Source organism: Thiomonas sp. FB-6 (genome assembly GCF_000377645.1).
Taxonomy (GTDB): Bacteria; Pseudomonadota; Gammaproteobacteria; order Burkholderiales; family Burkholderiaceae_C; genus Thiomonas_A.
The window spans coordinates 1-18,985 of the sequence record NZ_KB898510.1 but is presented as its reverse complement, the minus strand read 5'-3'; the positions used below and the strand labels follow the sequence as shown (position 1 = coordinate 18,985).

Below are 18,985 nucleotides of genomic sequence, written 5' to 3'. Positions count from 1 at the left end.
CCGTGAAAATCAAACGCTACACCGGGACCAGCACGCGCGAGGTGCTCGCGCGCATCCGCACCGACCTCGGCCCCGATGCAGTGATCCTGTCCAACCGCGAGATCGTCGGCGGCGTGGAACTGATGGCCGCGGTGGATTTCGACGCCTCCAGCCTGCAGCCCGACGCCGAGACCGCGCAGGACGAGGGCCGCCCCGAGGCGCCCGCGCCGGCCGCCGCGGTTTCCCGCCCCGCGCCGCCGGCGCAGCGGCCGGCCGCCGCCGCGGGCCAGGCCGGCGCCGTGAAGCCGTCGCAGCGCCAGCAAACCGTCGCCGCGGCGCCGGTGCTCCGGGCACCCGCGCCCGCCGCGGGCACCCCGGCGGCACGCCCGGGAGGCGAGGGCCGAAGCACCGCGCAGGCGGGTCCGGCGGCGTCGGCGGCGCCGGCCGCCGCCCCGGTGTGGGCGGGGGAGATCCGCGACCTGCGCGACGAGCTGGAGGAATTGCGCGAATGGGTACGTGCCAGCGTGGCGCAGGCGCCGGTGGGTTCGCCCTCGGCCATCGAGTTGCGCCTGCAGGCGCTGGGCCTGGATGCGCGGGCGGCGCGCGAGGCGGCGGCCGGCGCGCAGGACGTCGATGCGGCGCTGCAGGCCTGGCTGGCCGGCGTGGACATGCGAGCGGAGCCGATGAACGAAGCCGGCGTCTACGCGCTGGTGGGCGCCACCGGCGTGGGCAAGACCACCACCATCGCGAAAATCGCCGCACGCCTGGTGCTGCGCCACGGCACGCAATCGGTGGCACTGGTGACCACCGACACCTATCGCATCGGCGGGGTCGAGCAGCTGCGCATCTACGGGCGCATACTGGGGGTGCCGGTGGCGGTGGCGCGCGACGCCGCCGAGTTGCGCGCGCATCTGCAGGAATTCTCCGATCGCAGTTTCGTGCTGGTCGACACCATCGGGCTGAGCCCGCGCGATGCCCGCCTGGCCGAGCATCTGCGCTGGCTGGGCGAGCAGGGCACGGCGGTGCGCGCGCTGCTGCTGCTGGGGGCCGGCATGAGCCTGGCGGTGTACGAGCAGGCCTGGCAGACCTACCGCGAGCTGCCGCTGGCCGGCTGCATCCTGACCAAGCTGGACGAGACGCCCGTGTTCGGCGCCGCGCTGCAGTGGCTGCGCGAGCACGCGCAGCCGCTGTGGTTCTATACGGACGGCCAGCGTGTGCCGGAGGACCTGCACGCGCCGGAGGTCGCTAAGATGAAGGCCTTGCTGCAACGCGGGCCGGCCGCGGCGCGCGCGGACGACCCCGCGTTGCGCACGGGCCGGGATGACGCCGCACCTGCCGTCGCCAACAGCCGCTGAGGATCGCCATGGACCAAGCCGAAGGACTGCGCCGCCTGCACAGGCGGGCCACCAAGGTGATCACGGTCGCCAGCGGCAAGGGCGGGGTGGGCAAGACCAACGTGGTGGCCAACCTGGCGATCAGCCTGGCGCGCGGGGGCAGCCGGGTGCTGGTGTTCGACGCCGACCTGGGCCTGGGCAACATCGACATCCTGCTGGGGCTGACGCCCCGGTTCAACATCTCCCACGTGCTGTCGGGCGAGAAGACCCTGCAGCAGGTGCTCGTGCGCGGCCCGCAGGACATCTGGGTGCTTCCGGCCTCCAGCGGGGTCAGCGCCATGGCCTCGCTGGACGCGCGCAGCCAGTCGCGCCTGATCGACGCGGTCAGCGAGATGGACCTGCAGATCGACTACCTGCTGGTGGATTGTGCGGCCGGCATCTCGGGCGATGTGCTGACCTTCAGCCGGGCGGCGCACGAACTGATCGTGGTGCTGTCCAACGAGCCCGCCTCGGTGGCCGACGCCTACGCCTTGATCAAGGTGCTGTCCAAGCAGTACGCGCAACGGCGCTTTCACCTGCTGCCCAACATGGTGCGCGATGCCCGCGAGGGCCAGGCGCTGTTCGCCAAGATCGCCGGGGTCAGCGACCGCTACCTGGACGTGTCCCTGGACCTGGCGGGCAGCATTCCGCTGGACGCGGCGCTGCGCGCCGCGGTGCGCGCGCAGCGCGCCGTGGTGGAGGCGGCGCCCGACAGCCCCTCGGCGAAGGCTTTCGTGGCACTGGCCGAGCGGGTGCAGGGATGGCCGCTGCCGGCCGGACCCAGCGGCCAGCTGGAATTCTTCATGGCCCAGTGGCTGCAGCCCGACGCTGCGGCCTCGTCCACCTGACGCGGCGGGTCCGAGCCGGTGCGCCAAGCCATGAAAGCCGTGGTCTATGCCCCCCAGGAGACGCGCGAGCAGCGCCTGGGGCGGCATTTGCCGCTGGTGCGGCGCATCGCCGCGCAGATGGCCGCGCAGCTTCCGGCCTCGGTGGACATCGCCGACCTGGAGCAGGCGGGCATGATCGGGCTGTGGGACGCGCTGGAGCGCGGGCAGGACCACGCGCCGGCCCAGTTCGGGGCCTACGCGGCCATCCGCATCCGCGGCGCCATCTACGACGAACTGCGGCGCCAGGACTGGCTGCCGCGGCGCAGCCGCGCGCAGGAGCGCTCGATCCAGCGCACCATGCAGGCGCTGACCCAGTCGCTGGGCCGCCCGCCCGAGGACCTGGAGGTGGCCACGCACCTGGGCTGGACCCTGGAGCACTACCACGCGGCGCTGGCGCAGAGCAGCCTGCAGTTGGTGTACCTGGACGACCTGGCGCCGGTGGAAGGGCGCGACTTCACCGATCAGCACGCCGACGATTCCATCGCCCAGCCCGACCAGGCGCTGCAGGACGGACAGCTCGAGCGCGACCTGCAGGCGGCCATCGGCAAGCTGCCCGAGCGCGAACGCCTGATCCTGTCGCTGTATTACCAGGAGGAACTGCAGCTCAAGGAGATCGGCGAAGTGCTCGAGGTCAGCGAGTCGCGCGTGAGCCAGCTGATGAAGCAGGCGGTGATGCGCCTGCGCGCCAGCCTGCGCGACCACGGCGCCGCGCCGGCTCGCTGAACCCGCCGCTCACGGGCACGGCATGGACTTCCTGAGCATCGTCGGACTGGTGGTCGCGATCGGCTCGATCGTGCTCGGGCAGTTGCTCGAGGGCGGCCACCTGGCCTCGATCCTGCAGCCCACCGCCTTCCTCATCGTGATCGGGGGCACGCTGGGCGCCGCCATGCTGCAGTACCCCTTGCCGGTGTTCCTGCGCTCGATCCGCATGCTGCCGTGGGTGGTGCGCCCGCCGCTGCTGGACCCCGACGGGGCCATCCGCGACATCGTGCAGTACAGCGAGATGGCCCGGCGCAACGGCCTGCTGGCGCTGGAGTCGGCGATCGACGACATCGACGACCCCTTCCTGCGCCGCGGACTGCAGTTGCTGGTCGACGGCGCCGACCCTGCGAAAATCCGCGCCACCATGGAACACGAGATCCAGGCCGTCGAGCACCACGACAGCCAGGCCGCCAGGGTGCTGGAGTCGGCCGGCGGCTACGCCCCGACGGTGGGCATCCTGGGGGCGGTGCTGGGCCTGATCCACGTGATGGAGAACCTGGCCGACCCGAGCAAGCTGGGAGCGGGCATCGCGGTGGCCTTCGTGGCGACGATCTACGGAGTGGGGTCTGCCAACTTGTTTTTTCTGCCGGTTGCGAACAAGATGAAGAATATCGTGCATGAGCGCGCGAAACTGCAGGAATTGATCGTCGACGGCCTGGTGGCCATCGCCGAGGGCGAGAATCCGCGCATGATCGAGGGGCGCCTGCAGGGCTATTTCGCGCATTGACGGCGCCGGCGGGCGCGGGCGGCGAGGGGGGGCTGGCGATGGCGGCAGCGCAGGACGGAATCGACGGTGTCGGACGCATCCAGCCCGGCGGGCCGCTGCGTCCGGTCGGCGGCGCGCAGGATTCGGGCTCCTCGGGGCGGCGCCGGCCCCCGCCGGGGGCCCAGGCACCGCCGGAGGACAAGGCCCAGGACAAGAACGACGAGCACGGCGTGCCGCCGGGACCCGACACCACGCGGGGGCGGCACATCGACGAATTGGCGTGAACGCGTCACGCGGGACGGCCGGGGGCTGAACGCCCCGGGCCGCGGATGGGGAAGCGAAACCTGAACATGGTCACCGTATTGCTGGCGCTGGGGTTGTTCATCGTGTTGATGCAGCTCGGGTTGATGAGCCTGGTGCGCCGCCTGGCGCAGCAGCTCGAACTCGAACGCTCGCGCATCGACAAGCTCGAGCGCGTGCGCCTGGGGCGCCGGGCGGAGGCCTCCGACGGCGCGGACTTCGCGTCCACGCTGGGTGGCGAGCCCACGCAGCCGGCTCCCCGCCAGGCGCAGGTGCAGGTCCCGGCGCCCGCGAGCGCGGGACCCGCGGCGTCCGCGGCGGCTGCCGGCACCGCGGCCGAGGCCCCCGTGGCGCAACGCGTGGATCCGTCCGAATTGCGCGGAGAAATGCTGGGCCTGATGCGCCAGCTGGTCGACCAGGGCCTGAGCGTGCGCGAGATCGCCTCGCGCTGCGGGCTCAGCGAGGCCGAGGCCGAGCTCATGCTCAGCCTGCACGGGGCCGGGCATGCCTGAGCCGATCCCGGCGCCGCGAGCGCCCTGAACCCGCTCGCGCGCCAGCATGGGAACCACCAACGGACCGCTGCCGCCGATGCTGCCGACCCAGGTCGGCGGCAATGCCTCCTTTCCGGCGCGCCTGGCACCGCTGGCGGGCAGTCAGAGCGTGCCGCTGGCCTTGCCGCCCGGCGCGCGCGTGGTGGCCGAGGTGGTGCAGTCCCAGACCGACGGGCAGGTGCTGCTGCGCCTGGGGCAGACCCTGCTGGCGGCCACCTTGCCCGGGCAGCACCAGGTCGGCGAACAACTGCCGCTGATCGTGCTCAGCGAGCCCGGCGCGCAGCCCGCCTTGCTGCTGGCCCCGCAGAACGCGGCGCCAGCCACGCAGTCCGAGCTCTCGTCCACCGCGCAGTTGCTGGCGCGTATCCAGCAGCAGCCGGCGCAGGCGCTGCGCGCGGCCGAGCCCTTGTGGCCGCAACCCGACTGCGCCGCCTCCGCGGGCCTGGCGCAGGCGCTGGCCGACGGTGTGCGCCATAGCGGCCTGTTCTACGAAAGCCACCTGGCGGCCTGGGTGCAGGGGGAACTGCCGGCGCAGGCCTTGCTGCAGGAGCCGCAGGGACGCCTGTCCACGCTGGCGCAGGCCCAGCCGCCGGGGCCGGGACCGAATGCCGCGGCCACCGGCGCGAGTGCGTCCGCCGCCAGCACGGCGGCCGCGGCGCCCGGGCACGGGAGCGCGGCGCCGGCGGGGCCCGGTGCTGCGGAGGCCGGGAGCACGGGCGGCCTGGCGGGCCAGGTGGGTCAGACGGGCCATGCCGGCCAGTCGCAGGCCCAGTCGGCCGGGGCCGCCGTCGCCGCCGGGACGGCCTCGGCGGGCTCCTCCGCGCCGCCCGCGCACGCGGCGGCGGGTCTGTACGCCAGCATGCAGGCGCAGGCCTCGGCCGCCGCGGCGCCGGCGCCGGGAACCACGCTGCAGGCGATGCCCGCGCAGTTGCAGGCCCTGGTGCAGCAGCAGCTGGCCACGCTGGCGCAGGGCGCGGTCGTGTGGGCGGGCCAGGCCTGGCCGGGGCAGGAACTGGAATGGCGCATCGAGCCCGACGACACGCCGGGGCAACAGCCGGGAGAGGCGCCGCAGCGCAGCTGGAGCTCGGTGCTGCGCCTGGACCTGCCGCACCTGGGGCCGATGGTCGTGACCTTGCAGCTCGCGCCGGGCACTGGGGCCCGGCAGCATCTGCGGGTGCGCGTCGAGCACGGCCAGCAGGCCGGCGCCGCGCTGCAGTCGCAGGGCCTGCAGTTCCGCCAGGCGCTGGAGCAGGCAGGCTTGAGCCTGGATGAACTGGCCCTGCGCCCGCTCGGAGCCTCCGCCCATGGCTGAGCCGCCCGGACAGGCGCCGCAGGCGCCGCGCGAGGCTGTTGCGCTGCAGTATCGCAACGACAGCCAGGGCGCGCCGCAGGTGGTCGCCAAGGGGCGCGGGCTGATCGCCGAAGCTATCATTCAACGGGCGCGCGAGGCGGGTGTCTACGTGCACGAATCGCCGCAACTGGTGCAGTTGCTGATGCAGGTGGACCTGGATGCGCAAATCCCGCCCGCGCTGTACGTCGCCGTGGCCGAACTGCTGGCCTGGTTGTGGCGCCTGGAACACGATGCGGCGGCGCCGCGCTGAGGCGGATGGGGGCGAGAGAAGGCGATGAATGCATCCATGTCGGCGGCGTCCGCGGCGGAGCTCGCGCGATCGGCTTTCCGCCGCCTGGCGGTGCTGCGTCTGGCGCCGACCCCGGAGAACTACGCGCGCATCTGGGCCGAGCTGGCGCATGCGCGCAACCATGGGGGCCCGGTGCCCGAGCCGGCGCCGCGGGCGCCGGGCGACGCCGCGGCGCCACGCCCGGCGCCCGCCGGCGCGGCTTCCAGGCCGGCCGTGGCGCAGCCTTCCGCGGGCGGTTCCGGGGCCCAGGGCACGGCTTGCGCCGCGGCGACTTCCAGGCCGGCCCCGGCGCAGGCCGCGCACGGCGTTCCAGCGGCAGCCGCGGGCACCACGCCCGCTGCGGTGCCGGCTGCCGGCGTGTGGCGCCAGATGTGGGAGCAGGGGCTGCACCTGGGGCTGATTCCCGCCAGCACCGATGCGCAGCTGCAACAGAAGGCCGCCCAGCTGCTGGGCCTGGCCCAGGGCACGGCGCAGGCGCAGACGCTGCTGGGCGACAACCGCGAACTCTGGCAGCGCTTCGAGCGCGCGCTGGCGCAGGAGCGCGGCACGGTCGACGGCATGCTCGAGCTGTTCTCGATGCTGGTCTCTCACGTGGGCGACGTGTTCGCCGGCGACTCCGCGGCCGCCGCCGAGTTCGGTACCCTGCAGCAGGTGTGCCGGCGCCCGCTCGACGGCTCGCGCATCGAGCTGGCGCGCTCGGTCATGGAGCCCTGGCTGCGCCGGCAGGCCGCGCTGCAGCGCAGTGCGCTGGAAGCGCGGGCGACCTCGCGCGAAGTGGTGGGCCAGGTGTTGCGCGGGCTGGGCACCTTCCTCGATCACAACGGCCGCTTCAACCAGTCCCTGCAGCAGGACCTGGGCCAGCTCGACGCCGGCCTGGACGAGGACGCACTCAAGCTGCTGGCGCGCGAGCTGATGCAGCGCGGCACCGAGCTGCACGAGCATGGCAGCCAGCTCGGGCAGAGCCTGCAAAAGGCTCAGCAGCAGGCGGAACTGGCTTTGCACCGCATCCGCAGGCTGGAAAGCGAACTGGAGCAGGCCAGCCAGCAGCTGCGGCAGGACCCGTTGACCGGTGCGCTGAACCGGCGCGGACTCGACGTGGCCTTCGTGCGCGACAGCGCGCGCGCGGCCGAGCAGCAGCGCCCGCTGTCGGTGGCGCTGCTGGACCTGGATCACTTCAAGCAGATCAACGATAGCTACGGGCACGACTTCGGCGACGAGGTGCTGCGCGGGCTGGTGCAGGTGGCGCGCAAGCTGGTGCGTCCCGGCGACAGCATCGCCCGCATGGGCGGTGAGGAATTCATGATGCTGTTCCCCGACACCGATGCCGACGCCGCGCAGCGCGCGGTGGAGCGCCTGCTGCAGGGGTTTCGAAACCGGCGGGTGCTGCATCGCAGTACCGGCCAGCGGGTGGAAATGAGTTTCAGCGCCGGGGTCGCGCAGGTCCAGGACGGCGAGGCCTTCGGCGAACTCTACGAGCGCGCCGACACGGCCTTGCGCCAGGCCAAGCAGTGCGGGCGGCAACAGGTCTTGCTGGCCGAGCCTGGGTGCGCATCCCGTAACTGATCCGCAAGCGGCGCGACGCCGCATTTCGTGTTGCCGCCCGGGGCGGCGAGACTTACCATGCCGGGAACCTATGCCCGAGCTTCAGGACATCCCCGCGCGCAATGCCAGGATTCTCGCCACGTTGCGGGACAGCCGGGAGCCGCTTCCCTCGCCGAACGCGGTTGCGCTGGAACTGATGCGCCTGGTGGAGCGGCGCGACGTGGGCGTGTTCGAGGTCTGCCGCGTCGCCAAGGGCGACCCGGTGCTGGTGGGCAAGGCGGTGCGCCTGGCCAACTCGGCGCTGTACGCGGGCCTGCGGCCCACCGCGGCGCTGGAGGATGCGGTGATGCGCATCGGCGTGGCCGCGCTGGCGCGCCTGGCCGTCGGCCTGAGCCTGGTGCACACCCACGGCGCGCGCCTGGGCGGTTTCGAGCTCGAACCCTATTGGCGGCGTTCGCTGGCGCGCGCGCTGGTGTTGCAGCAACTGGCGCGCAGGCGCCACGTGCTGCCGGTGTCGGAGGCCTTCAGCCTGGGCCTGCTGGCGGAGATCGGCCAGTTGGGCATGCTGGCCGCGCTGGGCGCGCAGGCGCTGGGCGAGACCGAGGCCGCCGAGGCCGGCGAGGACGTGCTGGACTGGCAGCGCAGACGCTGGGGCTTCGACCAGGCCGAGGCCAGCGCGGCCCTGCTGCAGACCTGGAATTTCCCGCAGCGCCTGTGGCTGGCGCTGCTTCCGCTGGCGCAGGTGCAGACGCAACCACACGACGCACAGGCCGAACTGGCGGCCATGGTCGGCGTGGCGCGCGGCCTGGCCGGCGCCCTCGACGAGCAGCGGCGCCTGCAGGACCTGCCCGGACTGTGCATGGCGGCCTTGCGCCTCGGCCTGGACGAGGCGGTCCTGCTGGGCCTGCTCGACCAGATGCGAGACGACTTCGCCGATCTCGCGGCGGTGCTGGACATGCAGGTGTCGCAGCAGCACGCCCAGGAGGAGTTCCAGCGCCTTCGCGCCAGCCTGGGTACGGTGGCGCCCGAGGATCCGGCGCTCGCGGCCTCGGTGCTGCTGGCCGGTCCCGCGCCCTGCGCCCGCACGGATCTGCAGGAGGCCTTGCGCGCCGAGGGCTTGCACGTCCTGGTCGAGCCCGACCTGGGCGCGGGCTTCGAGCGCGCGCGCACCTGCCTGCCCGAGGCCGTGGTGCTCGATGCCGACCACCTTCCGATCGAGGCCGTGGAGCTGTGCCGCCAGCTGCGCGAGCACGACAGTGCTCGCCTGTACCTGCTGCTGCTCGGCGACAGCCTGGACGCCGACGGACTGCTGCAGGCGCTGCGCGCCGGCGCCAACGACGTGCTGCCCGGAGGCGCATCGGCCGAGATGGTGGCCGCCAAGCTGCGACCGGGGGTGCGCGTGGTGCGCATGATCAGCGCCCTCGAGCGCGAGCGTGCGCTGGCGCACGGCCGCCAGCGCGAACTAGCCGCGCTCAATGCGCGCCTGCGCGAGGCGGCCTACAGCGACGAGCTCACCGGGCTGCCCAACCGCCGGGCGCTGGACGAGTTCCTGGCGCGGGCCTGGGAGCATGCGACCGCGCACGGCACGGCGCTGAGCTGCGTGCTGCTGGACCTGGACCACTTCAAGCTGATCAACGATACCCACGGGCACGAGGTCGGCGACCGGGTGCTGCGCGCCGTGGCCCGCACGCTGCAGCGCCATAGCCGCAGCGACGACCTGCTGGCGCGCTGGGGCGGCGAGGAACTGGTGCTGGCCTGCCCGGGCGTGCCGCCGGAAGTGGCCGCCGGGCTGGCCGAGCGCATGCGCGCCGCGGTGCAGGGCATGCAGGAGGGGCTGCCCCCGGTGACGCTCTCGGCGGGCGTGGCGCAGGCGGCGCCGAGCGAGGGCGACGCCGTGGCCGCCATGCTGCGCGCGGCCGACCGCGCCTTGCTGCAGGCCAAGCGCGAGGGGCGCAACCGCATCGTCGTGGCCGCCGCGGGCGGGGAGCCGGCCGTCGCGCGATAGCCGTGCACCCGGCGGGCGCATGCCCCTCAGGAGCGTTCCTGGGCGCGTTGCGCCTGCAGTTCGAGCACGTAGATGGCGTGGCGGGCGTCGTCCTGGCGCGCGCCGCGCCGGCAGCTCAGCACGCTGCAGGTCTCCCAGGTGCCTCCGAGCGCGGCGCCCGGATCCCGGTTCAGCGAGACGATGCGGCCGATGGGCAGGGTCTGGTCGAACAACATCTGCAACACGCCGTCGGTCTCGCCCACGAGCAGGGCGCGCCCCTCGGGGCCGGCGCCCGCACCCATGCGCAGATGCACGGCCCGCGCGCCGTAGCTGCCGCGCTTGTCCACGCGCAGGGCCTCGGTGGCCGCGAGCAGGCTGCGCAACTCGGGGTCGTTCCAGTCGACGTTGGTCATGTTGCCCAGCGTCGGGTCCTTGTCGTTGCGGGTCATCGGCGGAGTTCCCGGCGGGAGCCTCAGACCAGGTAGGCGATGTACACGCCCTGGTCCTGGGCCCCGCGTTGGCCCGGGCGGCACAGGCGGACCTTGTAGGCCCGCGGCGCCTGATCCGGGCGATCGGTGTGGCGAACCTGCACGGAGGCAGCCGTCTGCAGCGCGCGTTCGAGCGACACCGTCAGTTCGCCCGCGCCTTCGCCTTCGCGCAGCAAGGCAGCGTCGATCCATTCGGCCGAGCCCTCCAGGCGCAACTGCAGGCCCATGGGCTCGCGCTGCAGCCACAGCGCCTCGAGCAGCTGGTTGACCCGGCGCGCCGCGTAGCTCCACGAGCCGCGCCCGGGCTTGAGCGCATCCAGCACCGGTCCGCGCTGGCCCTGGTTGGCCAGGTCGATGAGCCGGGCCAGTTCCTGGTGCCAGTGGTCGTGCCACATGCGCAGGTCGTCCAGGGTATCGGCCATGCCGGGCAGGTCGACGAAGCGCAGCCACACCCCCACGTCGCAGGCGAAGGAGCCGGCCGCCTGGCCGGGATCGCCGTAGTCGGTGACGCCGTCGACGATCTCCTGCAGGTGGCGCTTGGCGCGCAGGCGCTCGCGCGCCCACATCTCGGCCACCTCGTAGTAGCTCTTGCCTTGCTGGTCGCCGATCATGGGCAGCATGATCGTGCGCCGGTCGATGCCGCCGGCGTCGGCGAAGCTGCTGCGGTCGACCGTGGCCGGGCGCAGCAGCGCGCGCAGGCGGGCCAGCAGGCCGCCGAACAGCGAGGGACGGGACGGTACGGAGGGCGCGGAGCGGCTCATGTCGCAAGCATACGCAATCCGGCAGGCTTTGCGAACGCGGGAGGCGAGGGCTCAGCGGAATCCCAGGCGCACCGCTCCCCAATGACGCGCCCCGAGGCGCACCGGGCGCGAGAGTTCGCGCATGATCTCGCCGGTGTCGCGGGCGTAGACCTGCAGCAGGACATCGCTGGTGTTGCGCGCCGACGCCAGTCCCACCGGGTCGTTGAACAGACGCCGCGAGCGGTTGCCGGCCAGGTCGCGCTGGGGATCGCCGGTGAGCGGCTGGTCGAACTTCGAATTGTGCGCCGCCGCATAACCGTTGCGGTCGACCAGCAGCACGAACACGTATTGCTCGGACAGCGCCAGGTAACGGTCCTCGATGGGCTGGATCTCGCGCTTGAACCAGTCGGTGAAGCGAGTGTTGTATTTCTGCGGATCGGTGCCAGCGACCGACTGGTACTGCTCGTCGAACAACTCGGCTTCCGAGATCTCGCCGCGCTGCAACGCCTGCGCCAGGCGTTGCTCCAGTTCGGCGGTGACCTGCTCGAGCGAGCCGATCACGCGGCTGGTCGCCGAGTCGGTGCGGAACATGGTGGCCGACGAGAACAGGCGCTGGCTCTTGTCCAGCGCCAGGTCCAGCGCCTCGGCGATGCGCGCGCCGCGCTCCACCGCGGACCTGGCGTCGTCGCGCACGCGCTCGGCCATGGAGCGGAAGTGCGTGTCCACCGCATGCAGGCGCTCGGACTGGGACTCCAGCTGGCCGGTGGCCTCGGTGCTCTGGCGCGCCACCTGGCTGACGCCGCCGGCGATGTCGTGGAAGTGCGCGGCGATCTCGTGCACCCGCGCCTGGCTGGCGTCCATGCGGGAGGAGAAGTCCTCGGTGCCGCGGCCCACCGCGTGCAGCGCCTTGTCGATGGAAGACACCGAGTCGCCGATGCGCACCACCGACTTCTCGGAGGTCTGCGCCAGCTTGCGGATCTCCTCGGCGACCACCGCGAAACCGCGCCCGGCGTCGCCGACGCGCGCGGCCTCGATGGCGGCGTTCAGCGCCAGCAGGTTGGTGCGCTGCGCGATGTCGCGGATCACCGTCATGTGCTGCACGATCTCGCCGAACTGCTTGCGCAGGTTCTCGACCTCGGCGCGGTTGTGCGCGTTCTGCGCCACGAGTTCGCCGAACAGATCGCGCATGGACTGGGTCTTGCGCGCGCCGTCCGTGGCCAGGGCGTCGATGCGCCCGGATTCGGAGTCCACCTCCCGCAGCTTGTCCAGCAGGTCTTCGGTGCCGCGCACGATCTGGCCGAGCCCGTCGCCGACCTCGGCCAATTGCGCGGTGTGCTGCTGAGATTGCTGCTGGTTCTCGGCGAGGGCGCCGCGGGAGTCGAAGCGCACGCGTGCGATGGCATAGGCCACCTCGGTGGCGCCGTCGGTGACGACGTCGACGAATTCGCGTTGCAGCTGGACCAGTTCGCGCTCGGCGGGCGGCAGCCCGCCCAGCGCGGGCTCGCGCAGGTCGAGGGGGCGCCGGCTCAGCCAGGCGGCCAGGTCCGAGGGCGGGGCGGGGGAGTTCATCGCGGGCCTTTCAGGAGCTGGGGGCGTTCAGCCGCGCTGGGCCGCCGCGGCCGCGGCCACGGCCTTGCGGATGGCCGAGCCGAGTTCCTCGGCGGCGAACTTGGGCACGTAGCCCTCGGCGCCGACGTTGCGCGCGTGGTCCTCATTGGCCTGGCCGGTGAGGGAGGAGTGGATGACCACCGGAACCTGGCGCAGGCGCTCGTCCTGCTTGATCTGGCGGGTCAGCGTGAAGCCGTCCATCTCGGGCATTTCCAGGTCGCTGAGCACCACCGCCACCTTGTCGGTGACGGGCTTGCCCTCGAGTTGGGCCTCGTGCGCCAGCGCGCGCAGCCGGTCCCAGGCTTCCTTGCCGGTCTTGGCCATGATGTAGGGGGCATCGAGGGCCTGAAGCACCTTCTCGATCTGGCTGCGAGCCACGAAGGAGTCGTCGGCCGCCAGCACCACCGCGCCGGGCGGAAGGTTCAGGCGCGCGCCCACGCGGGCCGCGTCGACGTCCGCCACGCGCGAGGGCAGCACGTCGCGCAGCACCTTCTCCACGTCCAGCACCAGGGCCAGGCGGCTCTTGTCGCTTTCGGTATCCAGGCGGGCGATGCTGGTGACCATGCCGCCCACCGCATTGGCCTCGGCCGACAGCACGCGGCTCCATTCCAGGCGCGTGATCTCCTCGACCTCCTCCACCGCGAAACCCTGCACCGAGCGTTCGTACTCGGTGACGATGAGGATGCTCAGGCCCTTGGGCTTGCAGCCCACCACGGCCGGCAGGTCGATGACCGGCACGATCTGGCCGCGGATGTTGGCCACGCCCAGCACATGCTGGGGGGCTCCCGGCATCGCGGTGACGGTGGGCATCACCAGGGCCTCGCGCACCTTGAACACGTTGATCCCGAAGATCTCGCGGCGCCCGCCGGGATCCTGGCCGAGGCGGAACAGGAGCAGTTCGAACTTGTTGGTACCGGCCAGGCGGGAGCGTTCGTCGACTTCCTGCAGCACACTGGTCATGATGGATTCTCCGTGGGGATCAGGCCGAGGGCAGGTCGCGGCGCGCCTGCTCCAATTCGCGCGCCAGGCGCGGCAGTCGTTCGCAAAGCTCGGCCAGCAGGGCTTGCACGCCTTGCCCGGCGTTGTGGCCCTCGCCCGTCTGCCGGTCCAGTTCGAGCAGGCCGGCCGCCTGGGTCTCGGCGGTCTCGACGGTGGCTTGCAGGGCGCGCCGCGCGTCGCCGACCGCGCCCTGCGCGTGCGCCAGCATCGTGGACAGGCGCTCGACCTGCTGCACGGCGGTGTGCATGTCGCGCCCGAGGCTGCCCGAGCTCTCGCGGATGGACAGGGTCAGGTCCTCGATGCGCCCGGTGATCGACGCCGTCTTGCGCGCCAGGTTGCGCACTTCGTCGGCCACCACCGCGAAGCCGCGGCCGGCCTCGCCGGCGCGTGCCGCCTCGATGGCGGCGTTCAGCGCCAGCAGGTTGGTCTGGCTGGCGACTTCCTGGATTCCAGCGGTGAGTTGCTCGACCGTGTTCACGGACTCGACGAAGGAAGCCAGCTTGCCCTGGGTGCTGCCGATGAAGCCGGCGACCTCGCGCACCTCGCGCTCGACGCTGAGCAGGGCGTCGCCGCTGCGGCCGACGGCCTGCGCGCCGTCGCCGGCGCGCGCCTGCACCAGCGCGCAGCCCTGGCGGGCGCGTTCGGCCGCCTGTGCGGTGTCCGCGCCGGGCGCAGCCCGCAGGCGCTGGGCGGCGGCTTCGCATTCGGCCACCAGGCCCTGCACGCCGGCCTCGGCCGCGCCCAGGCGCTCGCGGGCCTCGCGCAGCGCCTCGGCAGTCGCGGCGGCGGATGCTGCTGCGGCGGCGGCGGCCGATGCGGCCGACGCCGCCGAGGCGGCGCGTACCGTCTCGAACCGCTGCACCCAGCCGGCGCCGTCGATCAGGCTGAGATTGCGCAGCGCGTGGTCCTGCCCGTCCTGCACCAGGCTCAGCACCGCCGCCAGCACGCTTTCGCGGTCGGACTTGAGGCGCGCCAGCAGGCCCGCCTGCGCGCCGCTGGCGAAAGGTGACGGCGCGGGCTCGGCGGGCACTGCCGCGGCGGGCTCGAACTCGGCGGGGGCGGGCTCGGCTTCGTCGAGCAGTCCGCCGGCGTCGGCTGCCTCCGACGCTTCGGGCGCCTCGGCTGCTTCGGCTGCCTCGGGCGGGGGCAGATCGGCGCAGGGCGCCTCGCCTGGTTCGGCGGCCGGATCCTGCGGGGGCATGTCGCCCGGAATCGATGCGTTCATGGAAGATCAGCGGGAGTGCACGGCCGAGCCGACGTCCAGCGCGGCGAACCAGTCGATGAAACGCTTCACGTTGGCGCCGCTGTAGATGGCGCCGTGCTGCGGGCAGAGAAAATCGATGTCGAGGCGCGACACGCGTTCGCACCAGTCGCGCTTGGCCTCGTTGCTGGGCATCCAGCGTCTGTGGAAGTACTCGGCGTGGCGGATGTGCTCGTCGAAGGCCTTGGGGGAGTCGACCTCGCGGCGGTCCACGAAGGCGTCGTGCCCCGGAGGCAGCAGCGCGGCGCCCACGTCGCCGCTGAACAGCACCTTGGCCTGCGGATCGTAGAGGTGGAAATTGCCCGAGGAGTGCAGGTAGTGGGCCGGAATGGCCTGCAGGCGCGCCGAGCCCAGCGTGAGCTCACCGCCGTCGTCGGGCAGGCCCTGGATGGTGGCGTCGAGCGCTCCGTAGTGGCGGACGAAACCCACCCACAGGCGCGAGGTATGCCAGGTGATGCCCTTGTTGCAGGCATTCCACAAGGGCAGGCTGGAGGCGATGTCCGGGTCCTGGTGGCTCACGAACACCTGTTCGACGCTCGAGGGCGGGAGCACATCCACCAGCGAGGCGAAGACCTGCGGGAAGACCTCGAAGCCGCCGGGATCGCACAGCAGCGTATGCCCGTCCACCTGGCAGGCGTAGACGTTCGAGTCGATGACCCGCGTCTCGTCCTGGTCGTAGATGACGTACCAGTGATGCGATCCCTCGGAGTAGAACTTTTGCGCTTTCACGGCAGAACCTTCTCGATGTGTTCGACATACTGGCGCAGCAGATCGCGTACCTGCGCCACCGCGTTGTCCATGTCGGACGAAACCTGCGCCAGCTGCGCGCGGGCGTCGCCCTTGAGCGCGGCCTCGATGCGGCCGTTGACCACCACGTACTCCAGTTCGGAAACCACGTTCTCGAAGCGGGACAGCGCCTGGCGCAGGCGCGTGCCGGCATGCCGGCTCTGCTCGGCGCGCAGTTCGAAGTCCGCGCGGTGCTCGCGGATGGTCTGCTCCAGCGTCGGCGCGTGGCTGCGCAGCTGCACCGGCAGGGTCTGCAGCTTGTCGACGTGGGCGGTGTCGCGCAGGGTCTGCATGAAGCCCAGCATCAGCGGATGGATCGCGCGCTGCACATTGGCTGCCGCGTCCTGCAGCTGCTGCGCGCCTTCGCGGAAGGACTGCGCGACCACGCCGTAGCCGGCGAGTTCCTTGCCGTGGCGCTTGACCAGCACCTGCGCGTTCAGCGCCTTGCGGTCGATTTCGCGCAGCCGGCGCTGCAACTGGCCCTGGAAGGCGAAGGTGGCGTCGGCCACGCCGAGAAAGCTGTCGCGCATGCGTTCGACCGGCATGTGCTCCAGTGCCATGGTCTCCAGCGGCATGCGCTCGGGGGAGGAGTCGGGGAGGGTGCTCATCGCATGCTCGGTTCAGGCCGCCTGCGGCGTGCGCATGGCACGCGTCAGCGCGGCGATGTCCAGGATCAGCACCACGTCGCCGCCGCCGGAGATGGTGGCGCCCTGGTACCACGAGGTCTGGGAGGAGATATCCAGCGGCTTGACCACCGAATCCTCCGTGCCCAGCGCTTCGGACACGACCAGCAGGCCGTGCTCGGTGAGAATGCCCTCGCAGGGATCGTGGCCCAGGCGCAGCTCCACGCCCTGCAGTTGCAGGCCGAGGTCGATGAAGGGAACGATGCGGTCCTGGCCCACCTGCGCCATCAGGCGCCCGGAGATGCTGTGCACCTGTTCCGGGTCGATCTCCATCAGGTTGTCCACCACCGACACCGGCAGCGCGTAGGTCTCGCGCCGCAGCTTGAAGTACAGCACCGGCAGCACCGCCAGGGTCAGCGGCAGCTCCAGGGAGAGCTGGGTGCCCTGGTTGGGGCGGGTGCTGATGTCCACGCGCCCGCGCAGTCCCTGCACGGCCGAGCGCACGACGTCCATGCCCACGCCGCGGCCGGAGAGTTCGCTGACCTGCTCCTTGGTGGAAAAGCCCGGCAGGAAGATCAGGTCGAGCATCTCGCGCTCGGACAGGCGGGCCGCGTCCGACTCGGTGATCAGGCCCTTGGACAGCGCCGATTGCACGATGCGGTGGCCGTCCATGCCGCGCCCGTCGTCGCTGACGTGGATCTGCACCTTGTCGCCCAGGTGCACCGCCTGCACCCGCAGCACGCCTTCCTCGGGCTTGCCCGCGTGTGCGCGCTGCTCGGGCGGCTCCAGGCCGTGGTCCAGCGCGTTGCGCACCAGGTGGATCAGCGGGCCCGACAAGGCATCGATCACGGTCTTGTCGATTTCCACGTCCTCGCCGGCGAGTTCCAGCCGCACCTTCTTGCCCAGGCTGCGACTGGCGTCGCGCACCACCCGCGGCAGGCTCTGGAACAGGCGCTTGCAGGGCTGCATGCGCAGGCGCATGACGGTGTTCTGCAGGTCGTTGACGGCCAGGTCGGTCTCGCGCGCCAGGCGCGTGAGGGTCTCGTCGGAGGCCCCCAGGCGCGACACCGCGGCCGACAGCCGGTTGCGCAGCAGCACCAGCTCGCCGACCTGGTTCATGGCCTGGTCCAGGCGGGCCGAGTCCACGCGGATGGTGGTGTCGGCGGCGTCCTGCGCCGCGCCGCCCCCGGGCGCCGCCTGGGCGCTCCGCGCGGGCGGCGCGCCGGCGCCGTTGCCGCCGGTGGTCGCGGGCAGTTGCGCCGCGCCGGTGTCCTCGGCCAGCGGATCGCGCAGCGGCGAGACGCCGCCAGGGGCGGCTGCCGCGGCCGCGGCGGTCGCCGCGTTGCCGGGGGCCACGCCCCTGCCGTACACGCTGTCGAGCATGCGCTCGAATTCCGCCTCCAGGTCTTCCTCGCCGCCGGCGCCCGGCGCGGATTCGGATGTCTTCTTTTCCACGTACACCCCAGGTTGCCCGCTGGCCTGGGCACGCGTTTCCGCCCAGGTGCCGTCGGCCGTCTCGTCCGGCTCGGCGGGGTCGATCGCCTCGACCGCATCCAGCAACGAGGCGGCGGCGGGCTGCGCCCCCGGCTGCTGTCCGCTGGCGTAGACCTGCACCAGCGCGCCCAGATCCGCCGGGCCCGGCGCGGGATTCTCTCCCTGGGCCATTTCTCCCAGCATGCGCTCGATCACGTCGGTGGAGCGCAGGATCGCATCGATCATGCCGCCGTCGGCCTGCAGCTTGCCCGCGCGCAGCTTGTCCAGCAGGTCCTCCAGGTGATGGCACCAGTCGACCATGTTGGCGGCTTCGAGAAAGCCCGCCCCGCCCTTGAGGGTGTGGAAGGCGCGGAAGATCGCCCCCAGCACGGCCGCGTCGCCGGGCGCGGCTTCCAGGCGCAGCAGCTGCGCCTGCGCGTCGGCCAGCAGCTCGCGCGACTCGGCGAGGAATTCCTGCAGGATGTCGTTGTCCATCGCGCTATGGCTCGATTGTTCGTTCGGTCGGAGGGCTGGCTCGTGCGCGTTGCGTCCGCGTGGCTGCGTCCGTGCGGGTTCTCAGATGCCCAGCTGGGCCAGCAGGTCGTCGACGTTGTCCTGGTCGAGGCGGCCGGCGCCGAAGGTGTCGGCCGATGAATCGGCCTCGGCCGGCGCCGCCTCCGCCTCGAAACCCGCGGTGCGCAACTGCAGCAGCGCGTCCTGGATGCGCGACTCCACGGCCTGCAGCAGCGAAATGGTCTTTTTCAGGCGCTGGCCGGTCAGGTCCTGGCCCTGCTGGGTGGTCAGGATGGTCTGCAGGTGCCCTTCGAGGCGCTGCAGGCGCTGGTCGATGAAGCCGCCGTTGGTGTCGCGGATGGCCTGCAGCTCGGCCTGCGCGGCCTCCACCGCCTCCAGGGTCAGCATGGCCTGCTGCTCGCTCAGGTGCAGCACCTCCTGCAGCGGGTGGCTGGCCCCGGGCAGGTCGCTGGAGGCGTGCAGGATGCGCTGCACGCCCTGGGTGAGCAGCGCGTCGGCCTCGCGCAGGTTGTGCAGCGCCTGGCCCGAGGCCTGCGCGTCCGGTGGGCTGCTCATGGCCGCCCCCCGCCCTGCAGCCGGTGCAGGATGCCGTCGATCTTGGCCTTGAGCGCGTCGGCCGGGAAGGGCTTGACGATGTAGCCGTTGACCCCCGCCTGCGCGGCCGCCAGGATGTTCTCCTTCTTCGCCTCGGCCGTGACCATCAGCACCGGCAGGCCGCGGATGCCGGGGTCCTCGCTGGCGCGGATCTC

General features: G+C 72.3%; 20 protein-coding genes. 10 read left to right on the top strand and 10 right to left on the bottom strand.

Translation table 11 applies throughout. From position 1 onward, the window contains the following. The first annotated feature begins 2 nt into the window (after positions 1-2). From flhF to D466_RS0117775, 10 genes are all read left to right on the top strand, one after another. Positions 3-1,334, top strand: coding sequence for a flagellar biosynthesis protein FlhF (flhF, locus tag D466_RS22255; protein WP_018915063.1), 1,332 nt, complete (start codon positions 3-5; stop codon positions 1,332-1,334). Between the two features lie 8 nt (positions 1,335-1,342). After that, positions 1,343-2,200, top strand: coding sequence for a MinD/ParA family protein (locus D466_RS0117815; RefSeq protein WP_018915062.1), 858 nt, complete (start codon positions 1,343-1,345; stop codon positions 2,198-2,200). Positions 2,201-2,230: 30 nt separating this feature from the next. Continuing rightward, positions 2,231-2,962 (top strand): RNA polymerase sigma factor FliA, encoded by a 732-nt coding sequence (fliA, locus tag D466_RS0117810; protein ID WP_018915061.1) that lies wholly within the window; start codon positions 2,231-2,233, stop codon positions 2,960-2,962. A 22-nt stretch (positions 2,963-2,984) separates the two neighbouring features. Then, positions 2,985-3,728, top strand: a complete 744-nt coding sequence (locus D466_RS0117805) for a flagellar motor protein (protein ID WP_018915060.1) — start codon at positions 2,985-2,987, stop codon at positions 3,726-3,728. Positions 3,729-3,766: 38 nt separating this feature from the next. Next, complete coding sequence (locus D466_RS0117800; RefSeq protein ID WP_156004430.1) at positions 3,767-3,991, top strand: hypothetical protein; 225 nt, start codon at positions 3,767-3,769, stop codon at positions 3,989-3,991. Positions 3,992-4,036: 45 nt separating this feature from the next. Further along, positions 4,037-4,519 carry a DUF2802 domain-containing protein gene (locus D466_RS24210; protein WP_196803518.1) on the top strand — a complete coding sequence of 161 codons (483 nt, stop codon included), beginning with the start codon at positions 4,037-4,039 and terminating at the stop codon, positions 4,517-4,519. A 46-nt stretch (positions 4,520-4,565) separates the two neighbouring features. Then, a complete protein-coding gene (locus tag D466_RS22990; RefSeq protein WP_018915057.1) occupies positions 4,566-5,870 on the top strand; it encodes a flagellar hook-length control protein FliK in 1,305 nt (434 codons plus the stop codon). Then, the gene (locus D466_RS0117785; RefSeq protein ID WP_018915056.1) at positions 5,863-6,159 is read left to right on the top strand and encodes an EscU/YscU/HrcU family type III secretion system export apparatus switch protein; all 297 of its coding nucleotides are present in this window, start codon (positions 5,863-5,865) and stop codon (positions 6,157-6,159) included. The genes D466_RS22990 and D466_RS0117785 overlap by 8 nt, the downstream gene beginning before the upstream one ends. Positions 6,160-6,183: 24 nt before the next feature. Next, entirely contained in the window at positions 6,184-7,761 is a 1,578-nt protein-coding gene (locus D466_RS0117780; RefSeq protein WP_081630025.1) for a diguanylate cyclase, read from the top strand. Positions 7,762-7,831: 70 nt separating this feature from the next. Next, on the top strand, positions 7,832-9,745 hold the full coding sequence (locus D466_RS0117775; RefSeq protein ID WP_018915054.1) for a diguanylate cyclase: 1,914 nt from the start codon (positions 7,832-7,834) through the stop codon (positions 9,743-9,745). Positions 9,746-9,771: 26 nt separating this feature from the next. On the opposite strand, the gene D466_RS0117770 is transcribed toward D466_RS0117775, so the two are convergent. From D466_RS0117770 to D466_RS0117725, 10 genes are all read right to left on the bottom strand, one after another. Next, complete coding sequence (locus tag D466_RS0117770; RefSeq protein WP_018915053.1) at positions 9,772-10,173, bottom strand: hypothetical protein; 402 nt, start codon at positions 10,171-10,173, stop codon at positions 9,772-9,774. A 23-nt stretch (positions 10,174-10,196) separates the two neighbouring features. Further along, the gene (locus D466_RS0117765; RefSeq protein ID WP_018915052.1) at positions 10,197-10,973 is read right to left on the bottom strand and encodes a hypothetical protein; all 777 of its coding nucleotides are present in this window, start codon (positions 10,971-10,973) and stop codon (positions 10,197-10,199) included. A gap of 51 nt (positions 10,974-11,024) precedes the next feature. Next, entirely contained in the window at positions 11,025-12,521 is a 1,497-nt protein-coding gene (locus D466_RS22245; protein WP_018915051.1) for a methyl-accepting chemotaxis protein, read from the bottom strand. Between the two features lie 27 nt (positions 12,522-12,548). Further along, positions 12,549-13,520, bottom strand: coding sequence for a chemotaxis protein CheV (locus tag D466_RS0117755; RefSeq protein ID WP_018915050.1), 972 nt, complete (start codon positions 13,518-13,520; stop codon positions 12,549-12,551). A 19-nt stretch (positions 13,521-13,539) separates the two neighbouring features. Further along, positions 13,540-14,784: a methyl-accepting chemotaxis protein gene (locus tag D466_RS24875; RefSeq protein ID WP_018915049.1), complete on the bottom strand. Its 1,245-nt coding sequence runs from the start codon at positions 14,782-14,784 to the stop codon at positions 13,540-13,542. A 6-nt stretch (positions 14,785-14,790) separates the two neighbouring features. Continuing rightward, positions 14,791-15,549, bottom strand: coding sequence for an MBL fold metallo-hydrolase (locus tag D466_RS0117745; protein ID WP_018915048.1), 759 nt, complete (start codon positions 15,547-15,549; stop codon positions 14,791-14,793). Beyond that, complete coding sequence (locus D466_RS0117740) at positions 15,546-16,214, bottom strand: hypothetical protein (protein ID WP_018915047.1); 669 nt, start codon at positions 16,212-16,214, stop codon at positions 15,546-15,548. Before D466_RS0117740 ends, D466_RS0117745 begins: the two co-directional genes overlap by 4 nt. A 12-nt stretch (positions 16,215-16,226) precedes the next feature. Beyond that, the gene (locus D466_RS0117735) at positions 16,227-18,197 is read right to left on the bottom strand and encodes a chemotaxis protein CheA (RefSeq protein ID WP_018915046.1); all 1,971 of its coding nucleotides are present in this window, start codon (positions 18,195-18,197) and stop codon (positions 16,227-16,229) included. Positions 18,198-18,278: 81 nt separating this feature from the next. Continuing rightward, on the bottom strand, positions 18,279-18,791 hold the full coding sequence (locus D466_RS0117730) for a protein phosphatase CheZ (protein WP_018915045.1): 513 nt from the start codon (positions 18,789-18,791) through the stop codon (positions 18,279-18,281). Continuing rightward, positions 18,788-18,985: response regulator (locus tag D466_RS0117725; RefSeq protein WP_018915044.1), on the bottom strand; the 198-nt coding region annotated here is incomplete at its 5' end. The genes D466_RS0117730 and D466_RS0117725, both read right to left, overlap by 4 nt.